25 protein-coding genes are annotated in these 23,206 nt (G+C 61.6%); 10 read left to right on the top strand and 15 right to left on the bottom strand.

Annotated elements, in window-relative coordinates; translation table 11 throughout:
• Nucleotide 1: 1 nt before the first annotated feature.
• Nucleotides 2-913: a cation diffusion facilitator family transporter gene (locus I6L48_RS04460; protein ID WP_216987803.1), complete on the bottom strand. Its 912-nt coding sequence runs from the start codon at nucleotides 911-913 to the stop codon at nucleotides 2-4.
• 87 nt (nucleotides 914-1,000) lie between these two features.
• Between I6L48_RS04460 and I6L48_RS04455 the strand changes: the two genes are divergently transcribed.
• From I6L48_RS04455 to trmL, 3 genes are all read left to right on the top strand, one after another.
• A complete protein-coding gene (locus I6L48_RS04455) occupies nucleotides 1,001-1,696 on the top strand; it encodes a response regulator (protein WP_010672450.1) in 696 nt (231 codons plus the stop codon).
• Complete coding sequence (locus I6L48_RS04450) at nucleotides 1,693-3,048, top strand: ATP-binding protein (protein ID WP_216987802.1); 1,356 nt, start codon at nucleotides 1,693-1,695, stop codon at nucleotides 3,046-3,048. Before I6L48_RS04455 ends, I6L48_RS04450 begins: the two co-directional genes overlap by 4 nt.
• A gap of 70 nt (nucleotides 3,049-3,118) precedes the next feature.
• Complete coding sequence (gene trmL, locus I6L48_RS04445) at nucleotides 3,119-3,583, top strand: tRNA (uridine(34)/cytosine(34)/5-carboxymethylaminomethyluridine(34)-2'-O)-methyltransferase TrmL (RefSeq protein WP_039041146.1); 465 nt, start codon at nucleotides 3,119-3,121, stop codon at nucleotides 3,581-3,583.
• A 31-nt stretch (nucleotides 3,584-3,614) separates the two neighbouring features.
• On the opposite strand, the gene I6L48_RS04440 is transcribed toward trmL, so the two are convergent.
• The 4 genes from I6L48_RS04440 to lexA all read right to left on the bottom strand — a co-directional run bounded on the left by I6L48_RS04440 (nucleotide 3,615) and on the right by lexA (nucleotide 7,084).
• On the bottom strand, nucleotides 3,615-4,985 hold the full coding sequence (locus I6L48_RS04440; protein WP_201895272.1) for an MATE family efflux transporter: 1,371 nt from the start codon (nucleotides 4,983-4,985) through the stop codon (nucleotides 3,615-3,617).
• 14 nt (nucleotides 4,986-4,999) lie between these two features.
• The gene (locus tag I6L48_RS04435) at nucleotides 5,000-5,626 is read right to left on the bottom strand and encodes an SCO family protein (protein WP_216987801.1); all 627 of its coding nucleotides are present in this window, start codon (nucleotides 5,624-5,626) and stop codon (nucleotides 5,000-5,002) included.
• 190 nt (nucleotides 5,627-5,816) lie between these two features.
• Nucleotides 5,817-6,026 carry a hypothetical protein gene (locus I6L48_RS04430; protein WP_080560358.1) on the bottom strand — a complete coding sequence of 70 codons (210 nt, stop codon included), beginning with the start codon at nucleotides 6,024-6,026 and terminating at the stop codon, nucleotides 5,817-5,819.
• A 431-nt stretch (nucleotides 6,027-6,457) separates the two neighbouring features.
• Entirely contained in the window at nucleotides 6,458-7,084 is a 627-nt protein-coding gene (gene lexA / locus I6L48_RS04425) for a transcriptional repressor LexA (RefSeq protein ID WP_010672444.1), read from the bottom strand.
• Nucleotides 7,085-7,288: 204 nt separating this feature from the next.
• Here lexA and plsB point away from each other — a divergent pair, with 204 nt between their 5' ends.
• Nucleotides 7,289-9,712, top strand: a complete 2,424-nt coding sequence (plsB, locus tag I6L48_RS04420; RefSeq protein WP_042014713.1) for a glycerol-3-phosphate 1-O-acyltransferase PlsB — start codon at nucleotides 7,289-7,291, stop codon at nucleotides 9,710-9,712.
• Nucleotides 9,713-9,775: 63 nt separating this feature from the next.
• On the opposite strand, the gene ubiA is transcribed toward plsB, so the two are convergent.
• Both ubiA and I6L48_RS04410 read right to left on the bottom strand, forming a co-directional pair.
• The gene (gene ubiA, locus I6L48_RS04415) at nucleotides 9,776-10,639 is read right to left on the bottom strand and encodes a 4-hydroxybenzoate octaprenyltransferase (RefSeq protein ID WP_010672442.1); all 864 of its coding nucleotides are present in this window, start codon (nucleotides 10,637-10,639) and stop codon (nucleotides 9,776-9,778) included.
• The gene (locus tag I6L48_RS04410; RefSeq protein WP_029313450.1) at nucleotides 10,636-11,187 is read right to left on the bottom strand and encodes a chorismate lyase; all 552 of its coding nucleotides are present in this window, start codon (nucleotides 11,185-11,187) and stop codon (nucleotides 10,636-10,638) included. Before I6L48_RS04410 ends, ubiA begins: the two co-directional genes overlap by 4 nt.
• Before the next feature lie 145 nt (nucleotides 11,188-11,332).
• Here I6L48_RS04410 and I6L48_RS04405 point away from each other — a divergent pair, with 145 nt between their 5' ends.
• A complete protein-coding gene (locus I6L48_RS04405; RefSeq protein WP_201927896.1) occupies nucleotides 11,333-11,764 on the top strand; it encodes a flagellar basal body-associated protein FliL in 432 nt (143 codons plus the stop codon).
• 56 nt (nucleotides 11,765-11,820) lie between these two features.
• Complete coding sequence (locus I6L48_RS04400) at nucleotides 11,821-11,991, top strand: hypothetical protein (protein WP_010672439.1); 171 nt, start codon at nucleotides 11,821-11,823, stop codon at nucleotides 11,989-11,991.
• Nucleotides 11,992-12,048: 57 nt separating this feature from the next.
• Here the strand turns inward: I6L48_RS04400 and I6L48_RS04395 are convergent, their stop codons facing one another.
• The 3 genes from I6L48_RS04395 to I6L48_RS04390 form a co-directional block, all read right to left on the bottom strand.
• Nucleotides 12,049-12,387 carry a DUF2799 domain-containing protein gene (locus tag I6L48_RS04395; RefSeq protein WP_041212113.1) on the bottom strand — a complete coding sequence of 113 codons (339 nt, stop codon included), beginning with the start codon at nucleotides 12,385-12,387 and terminating at the stop codon, nucleotides 12,049-12,051.
• A gap of 168 nt (nucleotides 12,388-12,555) precedes the next feature.
• Entirely contained in the window at nucleotides 12,556-12,678 is a 123-nt protein-coding gene (locus I6L48_RS20890) for a hypothetical protein (protein ID WP_010672437.1), read from the bottom strand.
• 265 nt (nucleotides 12,679-12,943) lie between these two features.
• A complete protein-coding gene (locus I6L48_RS04390) occupies nucleotides 12,944-13,966 on the bottom strand; it encodes a LacI family DNA-binding transcriptional regulator (protein WP_041212112.1) in 1,023 nt (340 codons plus the stop codon).
• A gap of 252 nt (nucleotides 13,967-14,218) precedes the next feature.
• Between I6L48_RS04390 and I6L48_RS04385 the strand changes: the two genes are divergently transcribed.
• The 4 genes from I6L48_RS04385 to I6L48_RS04370 all read left to right on the top strand — a co-directional run bounded on the left by I6L48_RS04385 (nucleotide 14,219) and on the right by I6L48_RS04370 (nucleotide 17,573).
• Nucleotides 14,219-14,662, top strand: a complete 444-nt coding sequence (locus I6L48_RS04385; RefSeq protein WP_005307534.1) for a PTS sugar transporter subunit IIA — start codon at nucleotides 14,219-14,221, stop codon at nucleotides 14,660-14,662.
• 32 nt (nucleotides 14,663-14,694) lie between these two features.
• Nucleotides 14,695-14,982: a PTS sugar transporter subunit IIB gene (locus I6L48_RS04380; protein WP_016349013.1), complete on the top strand. Its 288-nt coding sequence runs from the start codon at nucleotides 14,695-14,697 to the stop codon at nucleotides 14,980-14,982.
• Nucleotides 14,983-15,042: 60 nt separating this feature from the next.
• A complete protein-coding gene (locus I6L48_RS04375; protein ID WP_113069376.1) occupies nucleotides 15,043-16,299 on the top strand; it encodes a PTS ascorbate transporter subunit IIC in 1,257 nt (418 codons plus the stop codon).
• Nucleotides 16,300-16,523: 224 nt separating this feature from the next.
• On the top strand, nucleotides 16,524-17,573 hold the full coding sequence (locus I6L48_RS04370) for a glycosyltransferase family 9 protein (protein WP_113069374.1): 1,050 nt from the start codon (nucleotides 16,524-16,526) through the stop codon (nucleotides 17,571-17,573).
• 21 nt (nucleotides 17,574-17,594) lie between these two features.
• Here the strand turns inward: I6L48_RS04370 and I6L48_RS04365 are convergent, their stop codons facing one another.
• The 5 genes from I6L48_RS04365 to rfaD are packed head-to-tail and all read right to left on the bottom strand — an operon-like array spanning nucleotide 17,595 to nucleotide 23,116.
• On the bottom strand, nucleotides 17,595-18,290 hold the full coding sequence (locus I6L48_RS04365) for a glycosyltransferase family 32 protein (protein ID WP_039041138.1): 696 nt from the start codon (nucleotides 18,288-18,290) through the stop codon (nucleotides 17,595-17,597).
• On the bottom strand, nucleotides 18,287-19,018 hold the full coding sequence (locus tag I6L48_RS04360; protein WP_042864640.1) for a glycosyltransferase family 25 protein: 732 nt from the start codon (nucleotides 19,016-19,018) through the stop codon (nucleotides 18,287-18,289). Before I6L48_RS04360 ends, I6L48_RS04365 begins: the two co-directional genes overlap by 4 nt.
• Nucleotides 18,999-20,321 (bottom strand): O-antigen ligase, encoded by a 1,323-nt coding sequence (locus tag I6L48_RS04355; protein ID WP_225159993.1) that lies wholly within the window; start codon nucleotides 20,319-20,321, stop codon nucleotides 18,999-19,001. Before I6L48_RS04355 ends, I6L48_RS04360 begins: the two co-directional genes overlap by 20 nt.
• Before the next feature lie 22 nt (nucleotides 20,322-20,343).
• Nucleotides 20,344-22,107, bottom strand: a complete 1,764-nt coding sequence (locus I6L48_RS04350; protein ID WP_216987800.1) for a polysaccharide deacetylase family protein — start codon at nucleotides 22,105-22,107, stop codon at nucleotides 20,344-20,346.
• A gap of 49 nt (nucleotides 22,108-22,156) precedes the next feature.
• Complete coding sequence (rfaD, locus tag I6L48_RS04345) at nucleotides 22,157-23,116, bottom strand: ADP-glyceromanno-heptose 6-epimerase (protein ID WP_039041134.1); 960 nt, start codon at nucleotides 23,114-23,116, stop codon at nucleotides 22,157-22,159.
• Nucleotides 23,117-23,206 lie beyond the last annotated feature (90 nt).

Below are 23,206 nucleotides of genomic sequence, written 5' to 3'. Positions count from 1 at the left end.
CCTACTGTTGTTCAGGGTGAGTGCTTTGTCGTTCTTTTGTCAGCACCGAGATGGGGTCCATGTGAATGATCACATCCATCCGCTCGAAGGCCTGGCGGACGGCCAGTTCAGCCTCGTCGGCTATCTGATGGGCCCTGACCAGAGGCAGTTGATCATCGAGTTCCAGATGCAACTGCACGAAACGGGTCGGCCCGGATTGGCGGGTACGCAGGTCATGTACGCCATGCACCCCCTCTACGGCGCAGCAGAGGGCCATTATTCTCGCTTGTTCCTCCTCTGGCAACTGACGATCGAGCAGGGCCTGCACCGATTCGTAGCCGATATGGACAGCCCCCCACACCAGGAACAGACCGATCAGAATGGCAAACAGGCCGTCGGCCCAGTACCACCCCTGCCCCGCCAGCACCAGTGCCACCAGCACGCCGCCATTGAGCAGCAGGTCGGAACGGTAGTGCAGCATGTCAGCCTTGATGGCCACACTGTTGGTCTTGCGGATGACAAAGCTCTGGAAGCTCACCAGCAGCAGGGTCAGCACGATGGAGCCGACGCTGACCCAGATCCCGGCCTCCAGGCTCACCACGGGCACCTGATTCAGCATCGACGAGATGCCGTGCATCACCAGCAGCAGGGCGGACCCCGAGATGAAGGCCGACTGCACCAGACCCGCCAGGGACTCCGCTTTGCCGTGGCCGAAGCGATGCTCTTCGTCGGCAGGGGCCAGCGCATAACGGATGGCCAGCAGATTGATGAGAGAGGCGCTGATGTCCATGAAGGAATCGGTCAGGGATGCCAGCAGGCTGGATGAATCCGTCATCAGCCAGGCGATCAGTTTGCCCAGGATGAGCAGGGTGGCGGTGGTCACAGCGGCCATGCTGGCCAGGGTGACCCAGCGGGAATAGTGTTGGTGGCTCAAAACCGGCTTTCCTCCGACGCGTAAAAACTTATTATACCCTGACCCGGACGTCAGTTTGGCGTGCAAAATCAACAGAGTGACTCCCAGATGAACAAAATACTCCTGGTCGACGACGATCTCGAACTGACCCAGCTGCTCACCGAAATCCTGACCCTGGAGGGGTTTGAGGTCACCGTCGCCGAGGATGGGGAAGAGGGATTGCAGCGACTGGCAGAACAGGCTTTCGACCTGGTGCTGCTGGACGTCATGATGCCCAGACTCAACGGTTTCGCCATGCTGACCCGGCTGCGCAAGACCCACGACACCCCGGTGTTGATGCTGACCGCCCGTGGCGACAGCCAGGATCGGGTCAACGGGCTGGAGGCCGGTGCCGACGACTATCTCGCCAAGCCGTTCGACGACAGGGAGCTGCTGGCCCGGGTGCGCGCCATCCTGCGTCGAACCCAGAGCCAGGCTCCCCAGCGCGGCGGCAGCTCGGAAGAGGTGCGCTTCATGGATCTGGTGCTGCAGCCCGGCCTGCAACAGGCTCGCTGCGACGATCAGTTGCTGGAACTCACCGCCACCGAGTTCGGCCTGCTGGAGTGCCTGCTGCGCAATCCGGGCCAGATCGTCAGCAAGGGCCTGCTTTCCGAGCAGGTGCTGGGCAAGAAGCTCGAACCCTTCGATCGGGCCATCGACATGCACCTGAGCAACCTGCGCAAGAAGCTGCCGGAGCGGGCCGACGGCCAGCCCCGCTTCAAGACAGTGCGGGGACGAGGCTACTTGTGGCTGGAGCAGGCATGAAATCGGCCCGCACCTTCAACGGCCTTTCCACCCAGATCTTCCTCTGGTTCTGGTTCATCCTGCTGCTGGTCGTGGCCGCGGTGGTAATCCTCCCCACCCTGGACCCCCGCAACATCATCCCGCTGCCGGCCCACGAGATCACCCGTCTCAACAACAACCTGGCGGCGCTGCAACGGGGCGCGGATCCCGAGCAGGATTTCGATCTGGCCAAGGCCATCGATGCCGCGGGCCTTTTGCCGGTGGACAACATCTATCTACGCGATGCCAAGGGGCAGATGCAGTCCAGCACCCGGCTAAGCAAGTTCGTGATCCGTTTCATGCTCGACTCGGACAACCCGGCCAAGCCCATGCTGGGCAGCGAACACCAGCGCGCCATCGCCGGCCCCTTCCAGATGGTCCATCACGGCCAGACCTATCACGTCTATTTCGGTCTGAATGTCGAAAACTCCTACCTGTTCCTCTTCATCCAGATCCTGGATCACCCCATCCAGATCCTCGGCATCGCCATGCTGGTCAGCACCCCGCTCTGTCTGTTGCTCGCCTGGCGCCTGACCCGCCCCATACTGCAGTTGCAGCAGTCGGTCTCCCAACTCGCCCAGGGCAACCTGGAAATACAGATCCCCAACCTGGGGCGGCGCGACGAGATAGGCCAGCTGGCCGAACATGTCTGTCGCATGGTCGATACCCTCAAGGACATGATCCAGAAGCAGAAGCAGCTGCTCTCCGACATCTCCCACGAGCTGCGCAGCCCCCTGACCCGCATCCAGCTCGCACAGGCGCTGATCCGCCGCAAGCAGGGGGACAGCGCCGAGCTGGCGCGCATCGAAGGGGAGATAGCCCGGCTCGACAAGCTGATCGGGGATCTGCTGGATCTGTCGCGGGTGCAGCAACATGTGGAGGCGCCAGTGACGCTGCCCCTGGCGGAGCTGCTGGAGCCCATTCTGGACGACGCCATGTTCGAGGCAAACCAGAACGGCAAACAGCTCAGGCTCCCTTCCCTGCCCGCCGAATCCCTCACCATGTGGCCGGAACTGTTGGCCCGCGCCCTGGAAAACCCGCTGCGCAACGCCCTCAAGTATGCCCGCGAGTTCATCAAGGTGGACTGGTACCGGGAGGGACGGGAATGGGTGATGACCATACGGGATGACGGCCCTGGCGTGCCGGTGGAGCAGCAGCCCCGGTTGTTCCTGCCCTTCTTTCGGGTGGACGATGCCCGCAACGCCAAGACCGGGGGCACTGGTCTCGGCCTTGCCATCGCCGCCGAGGCGATCCAACGTCATGGGGGGACCATCCGGGCCAGCAGCAATCAGCCGACCGGACTGGTCATCACCATCCGCCTGCCCATGCCCTGACCTCCCCCTTTTCATCGGCACGGGTGCTGGGTATGCTGGCGCCCGTTTCGCACCAGCCCAGGATCCTTCCATGCTCGATATCGTGCTCTACCAACCGGAAATCCCCCCCAACACCGGCAACATCATTCGCCTCTGCGCCAATACCGGCTACCGGTTGCACCTGATAGAGCCCCTGGGGTTCGAGTGGGATGACAAACGGGTCAAGCGGGCCGGGCTCGACTATCACGAGTTTGCCGACGTCAAGCGCTGGCCTGACTATGAGGCGTTTCTGGCGGCCGTCGCCCCCCAACGGGTCTTTGCCTGCACCACCAAGGGACGCACCGCCCACTCGGCGGCCCGGTTTGCCCCCGGTGACGCCCTGCTGTTCGGGCCCGAGAGCCGAGGCCTGCCCATGGAGATCATCGAGAGCCTGCCATTCGAGCAGCGGCTGCGCATCCCCATGCTGCCCCAGAGCCGCAGCATGAATCTGGCCAACGCCGTCGCGGTGTTCGTCTACGAGAGCTGGCGACAGTTCGACTATTCAGGCTCGCTCTGACCGCTGACGATATTGGCAAGGCGGCCAGAATTCAGACTGACTGCGCCGTCCCCTGCCCCGCCAGCAGCCGTCCATCACGCTCCAGTCGCCAGCAGAGCCAACCCAGCGTCAGGCCACGACCTGCCATCAGGGCACTCATGGCGGCCCACAGGGCCGCCACACCCCATCCCTGGCAGAGCCACCAGATGGGAAAGAAGCCGGCAAACACCGCCACCAGCATGCTGTTGCGCATCTCCCGAGCCCGGGTGGCGCCGATAAAGACCCCGTCCAGCAGGAAGCACCAGACCGCCAGCAGCGGCATGGCCACCAGCCAGGGGAGCTGACGTTGCGCCTCGGCGATCACCGCCGGTATGTCGGTAATGTGACGGATGAGCCAGTGGCCCCCCAGGGCAAACGAGAGGGTGAATGCCAGGGCGATCAGCAGCGCCCAGCCCAGATTGAGGACGATGGCCTCCCGCAGCAGCGGCCTATCACGCCGCCCGATGGCGCGCCCTACCATGGCTTCCACCGCATAGGCAAATCCATCCAGCCCGTAGGAAATCAGCATCAGGAAATTGAGCAGCACCGCATTGGCGGCCACCGCCACATCCCCCAGCCTGGCCCCCTGCAGAGTCATGAACACGAAGCAGAGTTGCAGGCAGAGGGAGCGGATGAAAATATCCCGGTTCAGGGCGAGCAGCCGTAGCAGGGCCGGCCACTGGCGCCAGCGCAGCCAGGCGTTGTGCCACACCCCGGGATCAAGTCGGCGCAGATGCCGGCTCACCAGCCAGAACCCCACCCCTAGCGTGCTGTAATCCGCCAGCAGGGAAGCTGCGGCCACCCCTTTCACCTGCCAGCCCAATCCCAGCACGAACCAGGCATCCAGCACCATGTTGACGAGATTGCCCAGGATCAGAAGCAGCATGGGACTGCGTGCATCCTGCATGCCCAGCAACCACCCCATGATGACCAGATTGCACAAGGCCGCCGGGGCGCTCCAGACCCGTACCGATACATACTGACCGGCATAGGTCTGTACCTCGGAAGAGCCGCCACCGAGGGCGATGATGGCAGGCAGGAACGGCAACAACAGGAGCAACAGCGCCATGCCCAGTCCGATCGCCAAGCCCAGGGCCCGCGCCAGGGTGTCGAGCTGCCCTTCGGCATGGGCTGCACCCTGAGCCTGGGCGGTCAGCCCTGTGGTGGACATACGTAGGAAGCCAAGCAACCAGAACAGCAGATTGATGAAGGTCGCACCGACCGAGACGCCGCCGAGAAACCAGGCCTGGCCAAGATGACCGATCACCCAGGTGTCCACCAACCCCAGCAAGGGCGTGGTGACGTTGGAGAACACCATGGGCAAGGCCAGGGCGAAGACGGCTCGGTGGCGGCGAGGATCCTTCAGCCAGGCGGGAATCAGCATGGTGCGCGCCGGGATCACTCGCCAGCCAGCCGCACGATGCGCGCGAAGTCGGCCACCATGGTCTGCATGTCCACGTGGGGCACCTCACCCGGTGCCACTTTGGGTCGGAAGGTGGCCACCAGCTTCCCCTCGGGGTTGATCAGCACGATGGAGGCGGAGTGGTCGATCAGGTAGTCCTTGCGATTCCCTTCCACGATGGAATAGACCAGCCCCAGATTGCGGACCAGAGGAAAGAGGGCACTGTGAGGTGCTGTCGCCGCCTTGAACTCGGGCTCGAAGAAGGCGGTATAGCTCTTCAGGCGGGCGCTGTCATCCCGCTGGGGATCCGCCGAGATGAATACCACCTGGCTAGTGGGGGCTATCTTCTTCAACGCCGGATAGACGCTGCGCAGATCCGCCAACGTGGTCGGACAGACATCCGGGCAGTAGGTGTAGCCGATGAACAGAAAGCTCCAGTGTCCCGTCAGGTTGGCAGGGGTAAAGGGCTGTGCATCCGCATCCGTGAGGGTAAACGGGTTGATGTCTCGCCCCGCCGGGTAGTAATCGGCCTGTTCCGGCACCGCGGGCTGACTCCAGTAATAAGCCGCCGCAATGGCGCCGATGAACAGCAATAGCAGCAGGTAAAAGCGTGGTTTAACCATATAAAACAAAGCCTTGCTTATGTTAGAAGCCCAGGGGGCAAAACCGGTAGGGGTCATTGTAACCCGCCTGCCCCCGCCGATGGCTAGTCTTGCATCCCGGCGGGAAAGCGTCTGTGCCATGGATAAGCCGCATCGGCGCCAAAACAAGAGCCCCGCTCTGGCGGGGCTCTTGTTTGTACAGGAAGAGGGATCAGGGCCGCAGCCTGTGCTGCGGCTGGGCACGTCTCAGGGGGACGCGCAGCGGGATGACGGGGGCAGTCCAGGGTTCATCCGGCAATCCGATGTCGTGATGACGGCGAAACAGACGAACCAGGCGGACAATCTTGTCTTTGGGGCACCCAAGCCAGATGGTCCAGCCATCTCCCTTGTGATAGACCCAGAGCGCATAGAACCATGTCATCCGACTGCCCTTGATGAATCGGGTGATGGAAGATGCGGGCGCTGCGGCCGGCACCGGATCCCACGGCGAGCTTGAAGCCATACCTGTCCTCCTTGCTCAACAGGTCACGCTGACGGGTCTCTTTGTCCCCAACGACGAACCAACCACGGCAGCGTACTGACTGTACGAGTCCCCAGTGTGAGGCGACTCTCCCTTCTGCGCACCGACCCGGCGATCATGCATCCCTGCCATGGCGTACTGCCCGGTGCGACTCCCCCTTCCCTGATCACCGACCATGACAGGGGCCTTATCAAAGGATATATCCGAAATGCATGTCGTGCGGCGAGACTATGTGCACAGGAAGGAGAAGCGAAAAGGTGGGGAGGGAGATGCCATCGGCAGATGAAAATGAAGAGGCCTCCCGCAGGAGGCCTCTTCATCGCATCGGATGCTTACATCCAGTCGGCGTTGCGGATCACGCCGACCGCCAGGCCCTCTATGGTGAGGTGCTGACTGGCGAGATCCACCTCGATGGGGGAGAGCTCTTCGTTTTCCGGCAGCAGCCACACCTGGCTGCCCTTGCGCTGGAAGCGCTTGACGGTGACGTCCTCGTCGAGCCGTGCCACAACGACCTGGCCGTTGCGTACCTCCTGGGTCTTGTGTACCGCCAGCAGGTCCCCGTCCATGATGCCGATGTTCTTCATGCTCATGCCCTGCACCCGCAGCAGGAAGTCTGCCCGCGGGTGGAACAGGGCGGGATCCACCTGGTAGTGGCTCTCGATGTGTTCCTGAGCCAGGATGGGTTCCCCGGCCGCCACCTTGCCAATCAGTGGCAGGCCGTTTTCTTCAGGCTGCACGTCCTCTTCTTCGAGCAGCAGACGAATGCCGCGGGACGTGCCCGGCATGATCTCGATGACCCCTTTTTTGGCCAGGGCCTTCAGATGTTCTTCGGCCGCGTTGGCCGACTTGAAGCCAAGCTTCTGGGCAATCTCGGCGCGAGTCGGCGGCATGCCGGTCTCGTTCATGTTCGCCTTGATGAGCTCGAGTACTTCAGCCTGGCGAGGGGTAAGGGGTTTCATAGCATGGGCACCTGTCTTTTTATACAGCACACTGGCAGTATATACAGTGCTGGGGCCAAGGCAAGGCGCAACTGGCATTTGTCGCGACCCGACGCACATTTGCCCCTCCCCCCGCTCTGAAGTACCGACTCATCGTACCTCTCGGCGACAAGCAGTCGGTGATTTGCTATGCTCACGCCGCATTTTTTTGGAGAGCAGACGCACATGTCCCTTGGACAGAAGATTTCCAGAGCCATCCTGCAATGGCCGGTCAGCGGCTTGGTCAATCACAAGAGCCTGCCGGAAAACCCCATCACCGAGCTCAAGCTGGATCCGGCCAGACCCATCGTCTATGCCCTGAAGACCAGCTCGATCACCGACCTGATGACCCTGCAACAGTGCTGCGAGGATCTCGGCCTGCCCGGCCCCTTCACGCCGCTGGAGCTGAACGGTCAACTGCTGCCACGCTACGTCTGTCTGGATCGTCCGCCTCCCCTGTTCGGCACACGCAACAAGCCACTCCCCTTCCTGCAGGAGTTCCACCAGTTGCTGGACCTGCACAAGCAGGATCCGGCGCTGGACATCCAGGTAGTACCCGTCACCCTGTTCTGGGGCCGCGCACCGGGCCGGGAAGGCGAGGAGGCCTCCGGCTGGAACATCATCAGCAGCCTGGCGCCAAACCGCCTGAAGAAGGCGCTGATCGTGATCCTGAAAGGGCGCGAGAACCTGGTGCGCTTCTCCCCGCCCCTCTCCCTGCGCTACATGGCGGACAAGCACGGCACCGACGAGGCCATCGCCCACAAGCTGGCGCGGGTGGCCCGCACCCACTTCAGCCGCCAGCAGCTGGCCGCCACCGGGCCCAAGCTGCCGAACCGCAACCTGCTGTTTAAGCAACTGCTGGATTCGAGCGTGATCCAGCAGGCCATCGAGGAGGAGGCCAGACGGGAAGGGATCAGCCTGGAGAAGGCGCAAAAGCGTGCCCACGGCTACATGGACGAGATCGCCTCCAATTTTTCCTATCGGTTGATCCGCCTCGGCGAAAGCTTCCTTGGCTGGCTGTGGAACAAGCTCTATCGCGGCCTCTCGGTCAACGGAGCAGAGCAGGTGCGTCAGCTGGCCCAGGAAGGGCACGAGATCGTCTACGTCCCCTGCCATCGCAGCCACATGGATTACCTGCTGCTCTCCTACGTCATCTACCACCAGGGCATGGTACCGCCCCACATCGCGGCGGGCATCAACCTCAACTTCTGGCCGGCAGGCCCCATCTTCCGCCACGGCGGCGCCTTCTTCATCCGCCGCACCTTCAAGGGCAATCCGCTCTACAGCACGGTATTTCGGGAGTACCTCAACCTGCTGTTCGCCAAGGGCTACTCGGTGGAGTTCTTCACCGAGGGCGGGCGTTCGCGTACCGGTCGCCTGCTGCCCCCCAAGACCGGCATGCTGGCCATGACCCTGCAGGCCATGATGCGCGGGCTGGACAGGCCGGTGACCCTGGTCCCCGTCTACCTCGGCTACGAGCACGTGATGGAGGTGAACACCTACCACAACGAACTCAAGGGGAGCCGCAAGGAGAAGGAAAGCTTCCTGCAGGTGCTCGGCATCCTGCGCAAGCTGCGCAACTATGGCCGTGGCTTCGTCAATTTCGGCGAACCGCTGACCCTCAACAGCTACCTCGGCGAACATGTACCCACCTGGAAGGAGAGCATCGGCCGGGAGGAACGTCCCGAGTGGATGGCCTCCACCGTCAACCAGCTGGCCGAGCTGCTGATGACCCGCATCAACGATGCCGCCGCCGTCAACGGCTTGACCCTGAGTGCCCTGGCCCTGCTGGCCGCCGAGCGCCACGCCCTGACCCGGGACGAACTCCAGGCCCAGCTCAACACCTATCTGGACCTGCTCAAGCAGGTGCCCTACAGCCCGCACAGCACCATGCCGGACGAGGACGCCAGGACCCTGCTGGAGCAGGCGATGGAGCTCAACAAGTTCGAGGTGAGCGAGGACAAGCTGGGCCAGATCATCAGCCTGGACCGCTATCAGGCGATCCTGCTCACCTACTACCGCAACAACATACTGCACCTGTTCGCCATGCCCTCCCTGGTGGCGGCCCTGATCGAGCGGTGCGAGGGGATCTCCCGCAGCGAGATCGTCGCCCGCTGTGTCGACATCTACCCCCTGCTCAAGACCGAACTCTTCCTGCGCTATGAAGAGGAGGAGCTGCCGGAACTGATCGATGCCCTGCTGGCCGAGCTGTTACGCCAGCAACTGGTCGAGGCACGCGACGGCGGCTACTGGGTCAACCCCGGCAACCAGATGCGCCTGCTGCTCTTGGCCGAAAGCATCCAGGAGACCCTGCAGCGCTACGCCATCGTGCTGACCCGCATGCTGGCCCAGCCCCACATCGAGGCGGAGCAGCTGGAAGCGGACGGCCTGATGATGGCGGAGCGCCTCGGCACCCTGCACGGCATCAACGCCCCCGAGTTCTTCGACCAGAAGCTGTTCAGCACCCTGATCCACACCCTGCGCAGCGAAGGCTATCTGGATCCGGGCTGCAAACCGGATCTCGGCCGCTTCCAGGCATTGGCCGACAATATAGTGCCGCTGCTCAGCAACAAGATCCGCCGCACCATCCAGGCGGGCAACCGGCTCTGAGGCGTCGACACCCAACAAAAAGGCCGCATCATGCGGCCTTTTTTCATCAAGGAAGGGGGCAGGTTAGAGGTAGTGAACCATCACCCCGAGCAGCACCAGCGCCCCCACGTAGTTGTTGTTGAGAAACGCCTGGAAGCAGGCTTCCCGCTGCCGCTCCCGGATCAGTCGCTGCTGGTAGACGAACAGCGCCGCCGCCCCCAGCAGCCCCCAGTAATAACCGGATCCCAACCCCATCAGCTGCCCGACCCCCAGCAGGATCAGCAGGGTCGCCAGTTGCAGCGCGCCGATGATCCGCTTGTCGTGGCGGCCGAACAGGATGGCGCTCGATTTCAGGCCGAGCTTGAGGTCGTCATCCCTGTCCACCATGGCGTATTCGGTGTCATAGGCGATGGTCCACAGCAAATTGGCAAGAAACAACAGCCAGGCTTCCGGCGGCAGGGCATTGGCCTGGGCCGCATAGGCCATGGGAATGGACCAGGAGAAGGCCATGCCGAGCACCAGCTGGGGGATGGGGATGAAGCGCTTCATGAAGGGGTAGCAGACTGCCAGCAGCAGACCGGCAAAGGACAGGCTGATGGTGAGCGGGTTCAACGTCAGCACCAGGGCGAACGAGAGAAGCGCCAGCACGGCGAACAGTACCAGCACTTCCCGCTCGGCGACCCGCCCCATGGGCAGCGGTCGCCCGGCGGTGCGTTTCACATGACCGTCGAAGTTGCGATCCGCATAGTCATTGATGACACAGCCGGCGGAGCGCATCAGGAAGACGCCCACCACGAACACGGTCAGGATCCAGGGGTCAGGCAGGCCACCAGCCGCCAGACAGAGCGCCCACAGAGTCGGCCACAGCAGCAGCAGGGTACCGATGGGCTTGTCGATGCGGGCCAACTGCGCATAGGCCAGTCCCCGCTCCTTGGTTAACAGCTTCACTCCAGCTCCTTATCCGATGGCAACGAATGAGACGATAGCGAGGGCAGGAAAAGTTCATGGACCAGCAGTGGCCATTGCCCCAGAAACAGGCGGGAACGACGCCCCCAGACGGTGGCGGCCGGACACCAGGGATTGCTCGCTATCTCGAAACAGGCCAGTTGCAGGTGATCCCGCCGCGCCGGTGCATCACCGAAAATGCGCTCTCCCAGCGGCTGCTCTCCCAGATCCTGCAAACCGCCCCCCTGCAAGGCCGCTTCGGCAAACAGGGTCCAACCCAGGATGGCAGGCCCGCCATCACCGTGCAGGATCACCTCGCGGCACATGCCCACGGGGGCCGACACCGCCACCAGCGCCTGCTCGTCCACCGTCAGCGACACGGCGCGATTGCCGAGCAGTTGCACCGAGAGGTGATGATTGTAACGACGCAGGCGCCGGGTCATGGAATCGGCCTCCAGCAACCAGGGACGCAGCGCCTCGGGTGGTTCGCACTCTGCAGGCGCCCGCCACGGGACGAGCTGGACGAGGGGAACAGTCAACTCGGACTTCACAGCTTCACCATCCGGAGATTTCCGTTGTCAGGTTAAAAACCGGTTTATTATCCGTAAATCAATGGCGAATTGTAAGAACATCCGTGCTTGACGGCCCCGATGGCAGCATCAAAAATGGGGCATCCGTCGCTGCCGAGCCATCCAGATGAAGATCTTCAGAATTCTGCTGCTGTCCCTGGGGTGTACCCTCTTGAATACACATGCCTTCGCCAATGAGGAAGAGGCCACCGATCCCGCCTCCTCCGCCGTCCAGCCGGGATTCGCCTATCACGCTCTGGATCCGGACATCATCACCAACTACCTTGGCGACGGCAAAACCCTCGGCTATGTACGGGTGACGGTAGAGCTGATGGCCACGGACGCTGCCGACCTCAAGTTGCTGGAGCAGCACGACCCCCTGATCCGCGACGCCATCATCCGGCTGATTGGCAGCAAGACGGGCGCACAGATCAAGTCCCTGGTGAACCGGGAAGAGCTGCGCAAGGAGTGTGAGGCCAAGGTCAACGAACTGCTGGTCAAGGAGACGGGCAAGAAGGCGGTCCGCGAGCTCATCTTCACCAAATACCTGTACCAGTAACCACACCGGGAGGGGTCCTGCCCCTCTCACCCGTTGCATTCACTGTCGAGGACGTCATGGGTCACAAGACGCTGTGTGAGTGGCGCCGTCACGAGATCCCCGCCGATCTCAAGACGCTGCGCAAGATTGTGCGCAAACCCAAATTCGTGTGTGGCAAGTGTGCCCGCAGCGCCAATGACAAGGATTACCTGTGCCAGCCGCTGCGGCTGAAGCATAAAGAAGGGTAGCTCCCTCTTCTCACGAAGAGGTTCACGCAAGATTTCAGAAGAGAGAGGAAGGCTGATTTATTGATCAGTCCAGCCATGGCGACCCTGTTCAAACAGGCGACGGGCCTGCACGTCGTTGGGACAGACGCCGCGATACTCCTCTCCCGACCGTCCTGCCAGATAGAGATGCTCGGGTCGGCAATACCAGGCCAGCCCCTTCTGGCGACCCAGCTCCCAAAGGGCAAGGTCCACTTTTTCCCCGCACTGGGTCTGGTGAAAAGCCACCCGATCGCCAGCAAAACCGAGCTTGCCGTCCGCCTCTCCCACGTCACTCCACACCTTCTCGCAAGGGTCGTCGGAGTTGGAAACACAGCCCCCGAGCAGGGCGGCACAAAACATGATGACGAGTGAGCGCATATTCATCCTTGGCGTCGTTGGAATCGTTGTTGAGCCGCTGCCTGCCTCGTACAGCGTCATTTGAGCAGTTCATTCTAACCAGCCCGCCCCGTTCTCACCAAGGGCTGCCCCCCTCGCCACACAAAAAATCGGGCGGGCACCAGGCCCGCCCTCAGGCGTTACAGGGAGTCACTGATCGTCGAGAGGGTCATAGTCCTGCCAGCTCTCGTCATCCAGCTCCTCCAGCTCGTCTTCCCAGGATTCCGGCTCCCAGTCATCATCGAGATCGAAATCAGGCGTCTGCGTACCCATGCTCATTCTCCTTGGATAGTGCACCGGCCTACAAAGTCTATCCAGAATAATGGGGCTCGCCAGTGGTTCCGATCAGAGCTTTACCTGGGTGCAGCCAGCCACCTGGAGTCATGGCTCCGGTGGCATCCACGCTCTGCTCCAACCCGGTGACAGACCGGGCGAACACGCCGGCTGGCAGTTTCCGCGCAGGACGACGGTGCACCGACCGGGTCTTAGGTCACAACGCCTTGAACATGCTTGCCTCGCCCTGTCGTGGCATCGCTCGTCAGGTGCTCTGGCGCTTTTGCAATTGAAAATCCAGGGCGAGGCTCATGCCGGCCACCTCCTCGCCCGCCAGTTGGCGCAGGATCAGCTCCGCCGCCTCCCTGCCCATCTGGTGATAGGGGATCCTGACCGAAGTCAGCGCAGGATGACAGGCGCGCGCCACATCCAGATCGTCGAAACCGGCGATGGCGAGCTTGCCCGGCACGCTCAGATGGCGGCGCTGGCATTCGAACAGCACCCCGGCCGCCAGCTCGTCGTTGACGCAGATCAGCGCATCCAGTTCGGGCCAGCGCAGCAGAAACTCCCCCAGCATGGCCGCCCCCGTGCTAAAACTCGGCAGCTCAGAGGTATTGATGATGGCGTCCGGAGAGAGGTAGTTGTCCAGCAGCGCCTTCTGCCAACCCTGCATGCGCTGCTGCAGCATCCACTGCTCCTGGCGGGCACAGAGAAAGCCGATGTTGCGATGACCGCGCTCGATGAGGTGGCGGGTCAGCTGATAACCGGCATCGAAGTTGGAGACCCCGACGTTCATGTCGATGGGATGGCGCGCCATGGCTCCCACCTCCACCACCGGCAAGCGGGCCGCCTGCAGGCGCTGCCGGATGACCTCCCCGGGATCCCCCCCAAACAACACCACGGCGGCCGGATTGTGCTGCAGGAAATTGCTGAGCAGGCTGGCCTCCTGCTGCTTCAGGTGCTGGGCATCCCCCAGCATGATCTGGTAGCCCTCGGCGAGCAGGGTCTGCTGCAGCCCGGCAATCATGTCACCGCAGGCGCGCTCCGCCAGGCTGGGGACGATGACCACTATGGTCTGGGAGGTAGCGGATGCCAGCGCCCCCGCCGCCCGATTGGGGATGTAGCCGAGTTCATCCACCGCCGCCTCGATGCGCTCTCGCATCTTGTCTGACACAAGCTCGGGGGTGCGCAGGGCGCGCGACACCGTCATGGCTCCCACGCCAGCCAACTGGGCCACGTCGTTGAGGGTCACCCGACCCGTGCTGCGGCGTTTTTTCGCTTCTGACATCCTTTCCCTTCCTCGGCATACGGGCATTCACTTTAAGGCAAAAGCGGGGCACTGACTATTTGCTCAAACCGGATTTTACCTTCTTTGAGGCCGATAAGGGGCAGGATGAATCCCTTCTGTGAGAAAAATGATAGCGCTATCACAGAACAATGTTAGCGCTATCTGGTAGCGCTAACTTTCGCGATCAAGCTCACAGTTATCAAGAGGCAAGATCGCTAGATTGGCGCCATCCTATCCAGCCCGGACACTGCCATGCTGACCCAATTGCTGACCGAGGAGGTCATTTCCATCGAAGCGGGCGCCCGCGACTGGCGTCACGCCATCGAGCTGGCCACCGCCCCCCTGCTGGCCAACGGCACCATAGAGCCCTCCTATGTGGCGGCGCTCTATCGCTCCCACGAGGAGCTCGGCCCCTACTACGTGCTGGGACCGGGCCTGGCCATGCCCCACGCCCGCCCGGAAGACGGCGTCAACCGGTTGGGACTGGCGCTGACCGTGCTGAAGGAGGGCGTCAACTTCGGCTCCGAGGGCAACGACCCAGTCCGGCTGCTGGTCACCCTGGCCGCCAGCGACAGCAACTCCCACGTGGAGACCATCGCCCAGCTGGCCGAGCTGTTCATGAATGAAGAAGACGTGGCGGCCATCATGGCGGCCACCAGCAAAGACGACATCTTGCGCATCCTGGCGCGTTATTGAGTGGCGCCCTGCGCCCGACAGAGGAAGAGAGCATGAAAATTCTGGTTGTATGCGGACACGGCCTGGGCACCAGCCTGATGATGGAGATGAGCATCAAGAGCATTCTCAAGGAGCTGGCCGTGACGGCCGAGGTGGATCACCGGGATCTCGCCTCCGCCGGCAGCGAGAGCGCCGAGATCTTTGTCGCCACCCGCGACATCGCCGAACAGCTGGTCAGCATGGGGGTCGACGGCCGGCTGGTATCCCTGGACAACATGGTCGACAAGGCCGCCATGAAAGAAAAACTCGCCATCGCCCTGCGCGAGCTGGGCGCACTCTAACCCCTTTGCGACTGTCTGGGCGGCTGGTGAGCCGCCGCTTCCATCTGCTTGGAGCTGACCATGGAATTTTTCAATTTTCTGATGTTTGACGTGCTGTCGGAGCCGGCCGTGCTGGTTGGCCTGATCGCCCTCATCGGCCTGATCGCCCAGAAGAAACCGGTGACCGAGTGCATCAAGGGCACGGTCAAGACCATCATGGGCTTCGTCATCCTGGGGGCCGGCGCCACCCTGGTGGTGAACTCGCTGGGCGACTTCGCCACCATCTTCCAGCACGCCTTCGGCATCAAGGGGGTGGTGCCCAACAACGAGGCCATCGTCTCCATCGCCCAGCAGGCGTTCGGCAAAGAGATGGCGATGATCATGTTCTTCGCCATGCTGGTGAACATCCTGATCGCCCGGCTCACCCCGTGGAAATTCATCTTCCTGACCGGTCACCACACTCTGTTCATGTCGATGATGGTGGCGGCCATCCTCTCCGCAGGCGGCATGAGCGGCATCCCGCTCATCGCGGTGGGCAGCCTGGTGGTCGGCGTGACCATGGTGCTGTTCCCGGCCCTCGCCCACCCCTACATGAAGCAGATCACCGGCTCCGATGACGTGGCGCTCGGCCACTTCTCCACCTGCTCCTACGTGCTGGCCGGCTGGATCGGCGCCAAGTTCGGCAACAAGGCCCACAGCAGCGAAGAGGTGCAGGTGCCCAAGAGCCTGCTGTTCCTGCGCGATACCCCGGTGGCCATCTCCTTCACCATGGGCATCATCTTCCTTATCACCTCTCTGTTTGCCGGTGCGGATTACGTATCGGAAGTCGCCAAGGGCAAGCACTGGTTCATGTTCTCCCTGATGCAGTCCATCACCTTCGCCGCCGGGGTCTACGTGATCCTGCAGGGGGTGCGGATGGTCATCGCCGAAATCGTGCCGGCCTTCAAGGGGATCTCCGACAAGCTGGTGCCCAACGCCAAGCCGGCGCTGGACTGCCCCATCGTCTTCCCCTACGCCCCCAATGCGGTGCTGATCGGTTTCCTGTCGAGCTTTGCCGCCGGTCTGGTGGGCATGGTGCTGCTCTATCTGCTGGGGCTCACCGTCATCATTCCAGGCGTCGTGCCACACTTCTTCGTCGGCGCGGCGGCCGGGGTGTTCGGCAACGCCACCGGCGGCCGTCGCGGCGCCCTGCTGGGGGCCTTCGCCAACGGCCTGCTGATCACCTTCCTGCCGGTGTTCCTGCTGCCGGTGCTGGGGGATCTCGGCTTTGCCAACACCACCTTCAGCGATGCCGACTTCGGCGTGGTGGGGATCCTGCTCGGCCTCATCGTGCGCTGATCACACCGACATCTTGCCAAGCAAAGGCACGACCCAAGGTCGTGCCTTCTGCATTTCACCGCGCTGACCCGCCTTGAGTGGCGAATAATCCAGCAGCGATAAAAAAATCGGGTCAGCACAGTGCCAAGGATCGGATTTTCACGCCGTCGCGGCAGCATCTGACGGTCGAGTACGATATGCTGTTTCGCTGTCGTTCAACCATGACCTCACATGAGGCCTTCTCCATGAAATACCTAGTAGTACAAACCAAACAGATAGGGGACGTGCTGATCTCCACCGCCCTGTGCAACAACCTCAAGCAGCACGATCCTGCCGGGGAAGTTCACTATCTGGTCATGGATTACTGCGCGGGCATGGCAGAGGGAAACCCCAACATCGATCGGTTGATCATCATCGAGAAGGCGCGCCGCAACGAGTGGCGCTACATGAAGGATTTGCTGCTGGGCATTCGCCGCGAACGCTACGATGTGGTGATCAACAGCCAGGGCCAGATGATAGGCCTGCTCACCTGCCTCTTCTCCGGCGCCCGCCTGCGGATCGGCTTCGACTCCTTCCCATGGCGCCTGGGCCACAACCGCATCGTGCGCTTTCGCCATGACACCGAGCATCAGGGCAACAGCACCCTGGTGGACGACCGGTTTTCACTGCTCAAGCCGCTCAAGCTGGCCAGCGAGGATCGCAACTACTACCTCTGGCTCAGCGACGGGGAGAGACAACGGGGGCGCGAGACCCTGCTGGCCGCTGGCGTCGACCCGACCCGGCCACTCATCGCCATGGGAGTGAACTCCCTCGGTCACTACAAGCGCTGGCCCATCGACTGTTTCGCCGAGGTGGCGCGCTGGCTGATCGAGCAGCACGACGCCCAGATCCTGATCTACTGCGGGCCGGGGGAAGAGGAGTACAACCGCAGCCTGAAGCCGTTACTGCCAGCAGCGCTGCAGGCCAGCGTGTTTGACCATGTTCAGACCCGCTCGGTACGGGAGCTGGTGGGGCTCTTCGCCCATTGCCAGCTTTTCGTCGGCAACGACACAGGCCCACGGCATATGGCGCAGGCGCTGGATATCCCCCTGCTCACCATCGTCTCTCCCCTCGGACACTCCGCCATTGCCAATCCCGTCTCTCACCCCCGTTATCGCTTCGTCGACACGGGTCGTCAGGATCCGCAGCAGGAAGTGCGCGAGGTACAGATGAAGCTTGATCAGCTCTGGAGTCAAGTCACTCCCGTCACCGGCAAGCAGGCAGATGGAGACACGACTCCCCTGCCTACTGTCTAGCACGGTGATGCCATGTCGCCGTCATTTGCGCAGGCGGAAGAACTCCTTCTGCCATTCATAGAGATACCCTGACCAGCCTTTGGCCTTGGCACGCAGGAACACAAGACCGGATGAGCGTTTCCAGCTGTGCTGGAACCAGTGGGTCATGTAGCGCTCTGCCGCCGGCTCGAAATGAATCGCCTCCCCCTGGTAGTTGTAGAAATAGTGCACGGGGGCGATCAGGGCGGTATCCCCTGATGATGCCAGCTTCTCCGAGACCAGGTGTGTCATGATCTCCGGCCCCATGTACATGGGAGAGGACATGATCTCCTGTTCATAGAAGCGCACCAGTTCGGACAGCATGGCCGAATCCTGTCTGGCGTAGATGACCGCGGTGCCGATCAGCCGATCGGATTCGTAGCCAACGCCAAAGGCCACGGACTCGAAGAGCGGGAAGGGATCCTGGTTGATGGTGACATCGGTATCCAGATACAGACCCCCTTCCTGAGCGAGGATCTTGAGCCGCAGGTAATCGGTCACGAAGGCCAGCAGGCCTCGCCGGTAGCACTCCCGGGCAAAGGTGCACTCCTGTATCCAGCGTTTGACCTGCGGATCCGTGTCCAACCACAGCTTGTAGTCGTAACCCTGCTTGCGCCAGTCATCGATGCACACGTGCGCCAGAGGAGGCAAGCGGCTGCCGAGCCAGATGGCGTGAATGGTTCTGTTGGTCGCACTCATGCCTTGCCCCCCGCCTGTTTCATGTTCCACAGGGCCATCCTGACGAAGCGGTAGAAACGATAGAGTTCACGGGTCAACTTGAATCCCAGCGGAACTTTCTTCAGCACGACCTGATTCTGGATGTCGCTGCCCATGTCCCGCGGACTGTAGATGGCATAGGGAATCAGGCCGGTACAGATGAGCCCGGTGCGATAGGACTCACCGATGAAGTTGTCGACCGAACAGAGCCACCGCTGGCTGTGGGCCAGCAACCGGCGGGCCCCTTGGGGAGAGATGCTGTATCCCGTGGTCCAGCACGAGTTGTTGTGCCAGAACATGAGCTGCATGTTGTCCACTGTAGTCAGGGCCGTGGCGGTGCCGATCTGGGGTTCCACCTTCACGTACTCGTACTGTTCGTGGATCTTCGGCAGGGTACCCACCACCTCTTCAAAATACTGGGTGGGCAGGAAATCGTCTTCCAGGATGAGGATGGGCTCGTCGAGCTCGACACACTTCTCCCACAGCAGATAGTGGCTGGCATAGCACCCCTTTTCCCCGGGCGTCAGCGGTCTGCTGCGAAACCGGATCCTGTGCTGATCATCCGGCAGGGCCTGCAGCCGCTCGGGCAGCCCCTCAAAGCCGTTCACTGCGCTGAAAAATTCGAAGGGGATGCCTCTGGCAGAGAGCACAGACTCGACACGACTGCGCCGCTCGACGGCCCTGTCCAGACTAATGACGTAAATTTTCATGACCTTCCTTTCCAAGCCTGTTCAGTTCCCAATGCAATGCGGCCGAGTAGATGGCGCCCATGAAGACGCTGAATACCCACTGCCCGGAACGCATGTAGAAGAATGATTCGAAGTTGTTGATGATGAGCCAATAGAGGATGAAGGAGATGGCCAGCATCTTGATGAAACGGGACGAAACCGGACAGCACAGCACCTGGCGGAGCACCGAGAAGAGCGTGCCATACAGCACAAGGAAACCGGCTACCCCCCAGCACACCAGGGTTTCCATGTTGGAATTGTGCAGGTGACGAAACTCCCGGGTAATGTAGTCTGGCAGCGTCTTGGAGAGGGTGATCACCAACGACTGGCTGCCATAACCTGTCCCGAAGAAGGGGTGAGCCAGGAACCACTGGATGGCCTCCAGCCAGGTCTTCAATCTCACCCCGATGCTGAAGTCCCGTACCTCGTTCCAGTTACCCGTCAGAATGGCATGCACATCCCCCTGATGCACGAAGCCGGCCAGCAGCCGCTCCCGGATGAACGAAACCTGATACAGCGCCAGCATGGTCATCAGCAAGATGGCGTAGGTCAACACCACCTTGCGCCTTGGCCAATGCTCTCCTCCCCCCAGCAAGGGGAGGATGGCCAGCGAAGCCGAGATCGCCAGCCAGGACTGACGAGACTGCAGAATGACGGAGAAGACCCCGAACAACAGGATACCAAGCAGGATCCCGGCATTGCCCAGCGACAGCTTCCTGAATTTCGATGTAAGCAACAAGAGCACAAAAAACAGGAAGCAGGCACCCGCGATCAGGGAGCCGTGCTGGGCATTGCGGTAATTGAAATCTACCCTGGCCCCATCAAGACCTGTCTCGACGATGGAGAAGAAGGAGGAGTGATAGGCAAAGGTGAAAATGACACCGAGGCAGAAGGTCAGCAGGGTGGTGACAATCCGGCGCGGGTCCCCCTTCAGCCAGTAGGCGAGACCAAGGAAGAAGAAGAGGTATGCCATCGACTTCACAGAAGGGTATTTGAGGGCATAGTCGGGCACGAGCTGTCTGGATGCGACCCAGCTCAGGCTCTGTACCACCAGGGCCAGACAGAGCAGTTGAAAGATCCTGTTCCTTGTAAAGAAGGCCCTCTCCACATAGAAGGCCATCAGGGTGGCCAACACTATGATGGTCTGGCAGACGTCGGCGATCAGCTGAATCGAATCCTTGAACAGGGTGTAACCCAGAATATTCAGGAAGATGAAGTTGCCGAACGCCTGGCCGTGAAAGATGCGGAGAAAATCGTCACTCGTCGATGAGTCATGATCTGTCATACGGAGCAAGGTGTATTCCCTGTCAGGTTTTTCGGAAGACATAGTTGCCACGGATCTTGCGCCACAGACCGAACATGTCGGTGCGGGGGAAGATGGCGATCCGGCGGATCTGGAACGGATCCCGGTGCATGGCTCTGGGGCCGCTGTTGGTGGCCACAGCATAGCGATAACCGGCGGCAACGGCCTGGGATTTTGCACTGTCGTTCAGATCCCCGTAGGGATAGGCAAACGAGATCAGGGGATGGCCGAGCAACTGCTCCAGCCAGGCCTTGTTGGCCTGGATCTGGTGGGCCTGCTCCTCTGGGGGGAGCGTACTCAGGCGGGGGTGAGTCAGGGTATGGCCCCCGATCTCCACATGACCGGAGGCCACCAGCGCCTTGATCTCCTCCGGGGTCATCAGGGTCACCGGGGTATCGGGGTGGGTCGGGTGCTCCACATCCCAGCGATTGTGATCCTCACCGGTCACCACATAGACCACCGCCTTGTAGCCATACTTTTCCAGCAGCGGCAGCATGCGGGTGAGGTTGTCCCGATAGCCGTCGTCCACGGTGATCATCAGGTACTTCTTGCCGTATTGCAGCCGGTGGATGAACCCGTTCTCCGCCAGGTCGGCAAATGTCAGCGTCTCGTAGCCCAGCCACTTCATCAGCTTGAGGTGCTTCTCGAACATGGCGACCGGGAGCCAGGTGCCATGCACTCCCTTTTCGCTCTCGTGCTCGATGAAGCGGTGATACATGATGACCGGCATCTCCCGGCGCAGGGTCTCGACCACGGCATCCTGATAGACGGATTCCAGCCCGGTCACGACGCCTTGCAAATCATACTCTTGCAGGATCCGCTGGCGCACTGGGTCTGGCACCACCTTGGAGGCCAGCGCCGAGGGGATCTGCGCCTTCAGCCCGGCAAAGTCGATGGCCAGATCCCTGGGGCCGATGTCGCCGAAGTTGCTGGCGAGGGCCTCGTCCAGATTCTGCTCCGTCACCAGACCGATGGCCCTGGCTTCGCCGATGGCAAACGCCGGACGACCGCACAGCAGCGCCTCCATCGCCACCCGACCGGCACCGATCACCAGATCGCAGCCCGCCATCAGGGCGGGCACATCGTCCACATAACCGACGAAGTCGACCTTGTCCTGAAAACGCGCAAAACGCGCCGGCACCTGGGTGCCGCTGACGACGCGCACCCGACAGGCTTCCAGATCCAGCACCTCGTCCAGCAACCGGTAGCAGAGCTCCCCCTTGGGACCGCTCAGCCGACCAATGATGGCGATCACCGGCTTGTCGTTGTCCGGTATCGGCACGGGCTGGAACTTGTCGGTCTCGATGCCGTTGCGCAGCACCTGCACCATGGCCGGGTCCACCCCCAGGTTGTCGATGATCTGGCTGGCGATATCCTCGCACACCGCCACCGCCCGATAGCCCAACGCATGGAATGCCTTGCGGGAGGCGTGTACCGGCTGGCGCCCGTGCACCGTGGTGATCATGGGGGTTCTGGTCAGCTTGCAGGCGACGTAGCTGCTCCAGCCCGAGGCGCGCGAATGGGCGTGCACAAGCTGGATCCTGTGCTTGCGGATCAGATAGATGAGATAGAAGACGTGCCAGAAGCGGCGCAGGATACTGCGCTTGTTGAAGCGCAACCGAAAGACCGGCCCCAGAGTCGGCTTGGTCAGGGTGTCAGAGACGTAGAAAACCTGGTGGCCACGGCGGGTCAGCTCGTTGCCGACCGTGGTGGCATAGACCTCCGCGCCCGTCACTTCGAGCTGGGAGAGAGCCATCAATATGTTCATGCAAGCGCATCCGATCGACGGGTGGCCAGAGCCACCCGCCAGAGGGGGATCAAGCCCGGTTCAACCAGGCCATGTAATCGGCCACGCCTTCGGCCACAGTCTTGAACTCGCCGTCATAGCCGACGCCGCGCAACTTGGTGAGATCCGCCTGGGTGAAGCTCTGGTAGCGACCCTTGAGGTGATCCGGGAAGGGAATGTATTCGATGGCGCCTTTCTGGTGATGCCTGATCACGGCTTCCGCCACGTTCTGGAACGGCTCAGCCCGGCCGGTGCCGCAGTTGAAGATGCCGGAGTGCTGCGGATTCTGCCAGAACCAGAGGTTCACCTTGCAGACGTCGTCCACGTAGATGAAGTCGCGCATCTGGCCGCCATCCGGGAAGCCGTCACAGCCCTCGAACAGCTTGGGATTGTCACCCTGCTTCACCTGGGTATTGAGGTGGAAGGCCACGGACGCCATGGATCCCTTGTGCTGCTCGCGGGGACCATAGACGTTGAAGTACTTGAGACCCACCACCTGAGAGTTGATCTCCGGCATCCAGCGACGCACGTACTGATCGAACAACTGCTTGGAGTAGCCGTAGACGTTGAGGGGCTGCTCGAACCTGGGATCTTCGATGAAGTTGTCGTTGCGCCCGCCATAGGTCGCGGCGGAAGAGGCGTAGATGAAGGGGATTTCCCGTTCGATGCAGTAGTGGAACAGATCCTTGGAGTACTCGTAGTTGACCTCCATGATGAACTTGCCGTTCCACTCGGTGGTCGCGGAGCAGGCCCCTTCGTGGAAGATCACCTCGATGCCGTCATCCCACTCCTCGAATTCGTCACCGGAGACGATCCGCGCCTGGAACTCGTCCTTGTCCATGTAGTCGGCGATGGTGAGGTCGACCAGGTTGACGAACTTGGTGCCGTCGGTCAGGTCATCGATGACCACGATATCGGTCCGTCCTTGAGCGTTCAGCTGCTTGACCAGATTGCTGCCGATAAAGCCAGCACCGCCAGTTACTACGATCATGGAGTTTGCCTCGCGTACGTTGTGGCCCCGTGTGACTGCCTGTTAAAGCTGTGTATAGTGGGCCAATTTGAAATTGCCGAAAAGTTTATC

Origin of the sequence: Aeromonas sp. FDAARGOS 1418, assembly GCF_019048585.1 — a bacterium.
GTDB lineage: Bacteria > Pseudomonadota > Gammaproteobacteria > Enterobacterales > Aeromonadaceae > Aeromonas > Aeromonas caviae.
This window is presented reverse-complemented; position numbering and strand designations above follow the sequence as displayed.

Coding starts and splice junctions, on each gene's coding strand:
- I6L48_RS04455 (WP_010672450.1), top strand. CDS start 1,001: ATGAACAAAATACTCCTGGTCGACGACGATCTCGAACTGACCCAGCTG.
- I6L48_RS04450 (WP_216987802.1), top strand. CDS start 1,693: ATGAAATCGGCCCGCACCTTCAACGGCCTTTCCACCCAGATCTTCCTC.
- trmL (WP_039041146.1), top strand. CDS start 3,119: ATGCTCGATATCGTGCTCTACCAACCGGAAATCCCCCCCAACACCGGC.
- I6L48_RS04440 (WP_201895272.1), bottom strand. CDS start 4,985: ATGCTGATTCCCGCCTGGCTGAAGGATCCTCGCCGCCACCGAGCCGTC.
- I6L48_RS04435 (WP_216987801.1), bottom strand. CDS start 5,626: ATGGTTAAACCACGCTTTTACCTGCTGCTATTGCTGTTCATCGGCGCC.
- I6L48_RS04430 (WP_080560358.1), bottom strand. CDS start 6,026: ATGACATGGTTCTATGCGCTCTGGGTCTATCACAAGGGAGATGGCTGG.
- lexA (WP_010672444.1), bottom strand. CDS start 7,084: ATGAAACCCCTTACCCCTCGCCAGGCTGAAGTACTCGAGCTCATCAAG.
- plsB (WP_042014713.1), top strand. CDS start 7,289: ATGTCCCTTGGACAGAAGATTTCCAGAGCCATCCTGCAATGGCCGGTC.
- I6L48_RS04405 (WP_201927896.1), top strand. CDS start 11,333: ATGAAGATCTTCAGAATTCTGCTGCTGTCCCTGGGGTGTACCCTCTTG.
- I6L48_RS04400 (WP_010672439.1), top strand. CDS start 11,821: ATGGGTCACAAGACGCTGTGTGAGTGGCGCCGTCACGAGATCCCCGCC.
- I6L48_RS04395 (WP_041212113.1), bottom strand. CDS start 12,387: ATGCGCTCACTCGTCATCATGTTTTGTGCCGCCCTGCTCGGGGGCTGT.
- I6L48_RS20890 (WP_010672437.1), bottom strand. CDS start 12,678: ATGGGTACGCAGACGCCTGATTTCGATCTCGATGATGACTGGGAGCCG.
- I6L48_RS04390 (WP_041212112.1), bottom strand. CDS start 13,966: ATGTCAGAAGCGAAAAAACGCCGCAGCACGGGTCGGGTGACCCTCAAC.
- I6L48_RS04385 (WP_005307534.1), top strand. CDS start 14,219: ATGCTGACCCAATTGCTGACCGAGGAGGTCATTTCCATCGAAGCGGGC.
- I6L48_RS04380 (WP_016349013.1), top strand. CDS start 14,695: ATGAAAATTCTGGTTGTATGCGGACACGGCCTGGGCACCAGCCTGATG.
- I6L48_RS04375 (WP_113069376.1), top strand. CDS start 15,043: ATGGAATTTTTCAATTTTCTGATGTTTGACGTGCTGTCGGAGCCGGCC.
- I6L48_RS04370 (WP_113069374.1), top strand. CDS start 16,524: ATGAAATACCTAGTAGTACAAACCAAACAGATAGGGGACGTGCTGATC.
- I6L48_RS04365 (WP_039041138.1), bottom strand. CDS start 18,290: ATGAGTGCGACCAACAGAACCATTCACGCCATCTGGCTCGGCAGCCGC.
- I6L48_RS04360 (WP_042864640.1), bottom strand. CDS start 19,018: ATGAAAATTTACGTCATTAGTCTGGACAGGGCCGTCGAGCGGCGCAGT.
- I6L48_RS04355 (WP_225159993.1), bottom strand. CDS start 20,321: ATGACAGATCATGACTCATCGACGAGTGACGATTTTCTCCGCATCTTT.
- I6L48_RS04350 (WP_216987800.1), bottom strand. CDS start 22,107: ATGAACATATTGATGGCTCTCTCCCAGCTCGAAGTGACGGGCGCGGAG.
- rfaD (WP_039041134.1), bottom strand. CDS start 23,116: ATGATCGTAGTAACTGGCGGTGCTGGCTTTATCGGCAGCAATCTGGTC.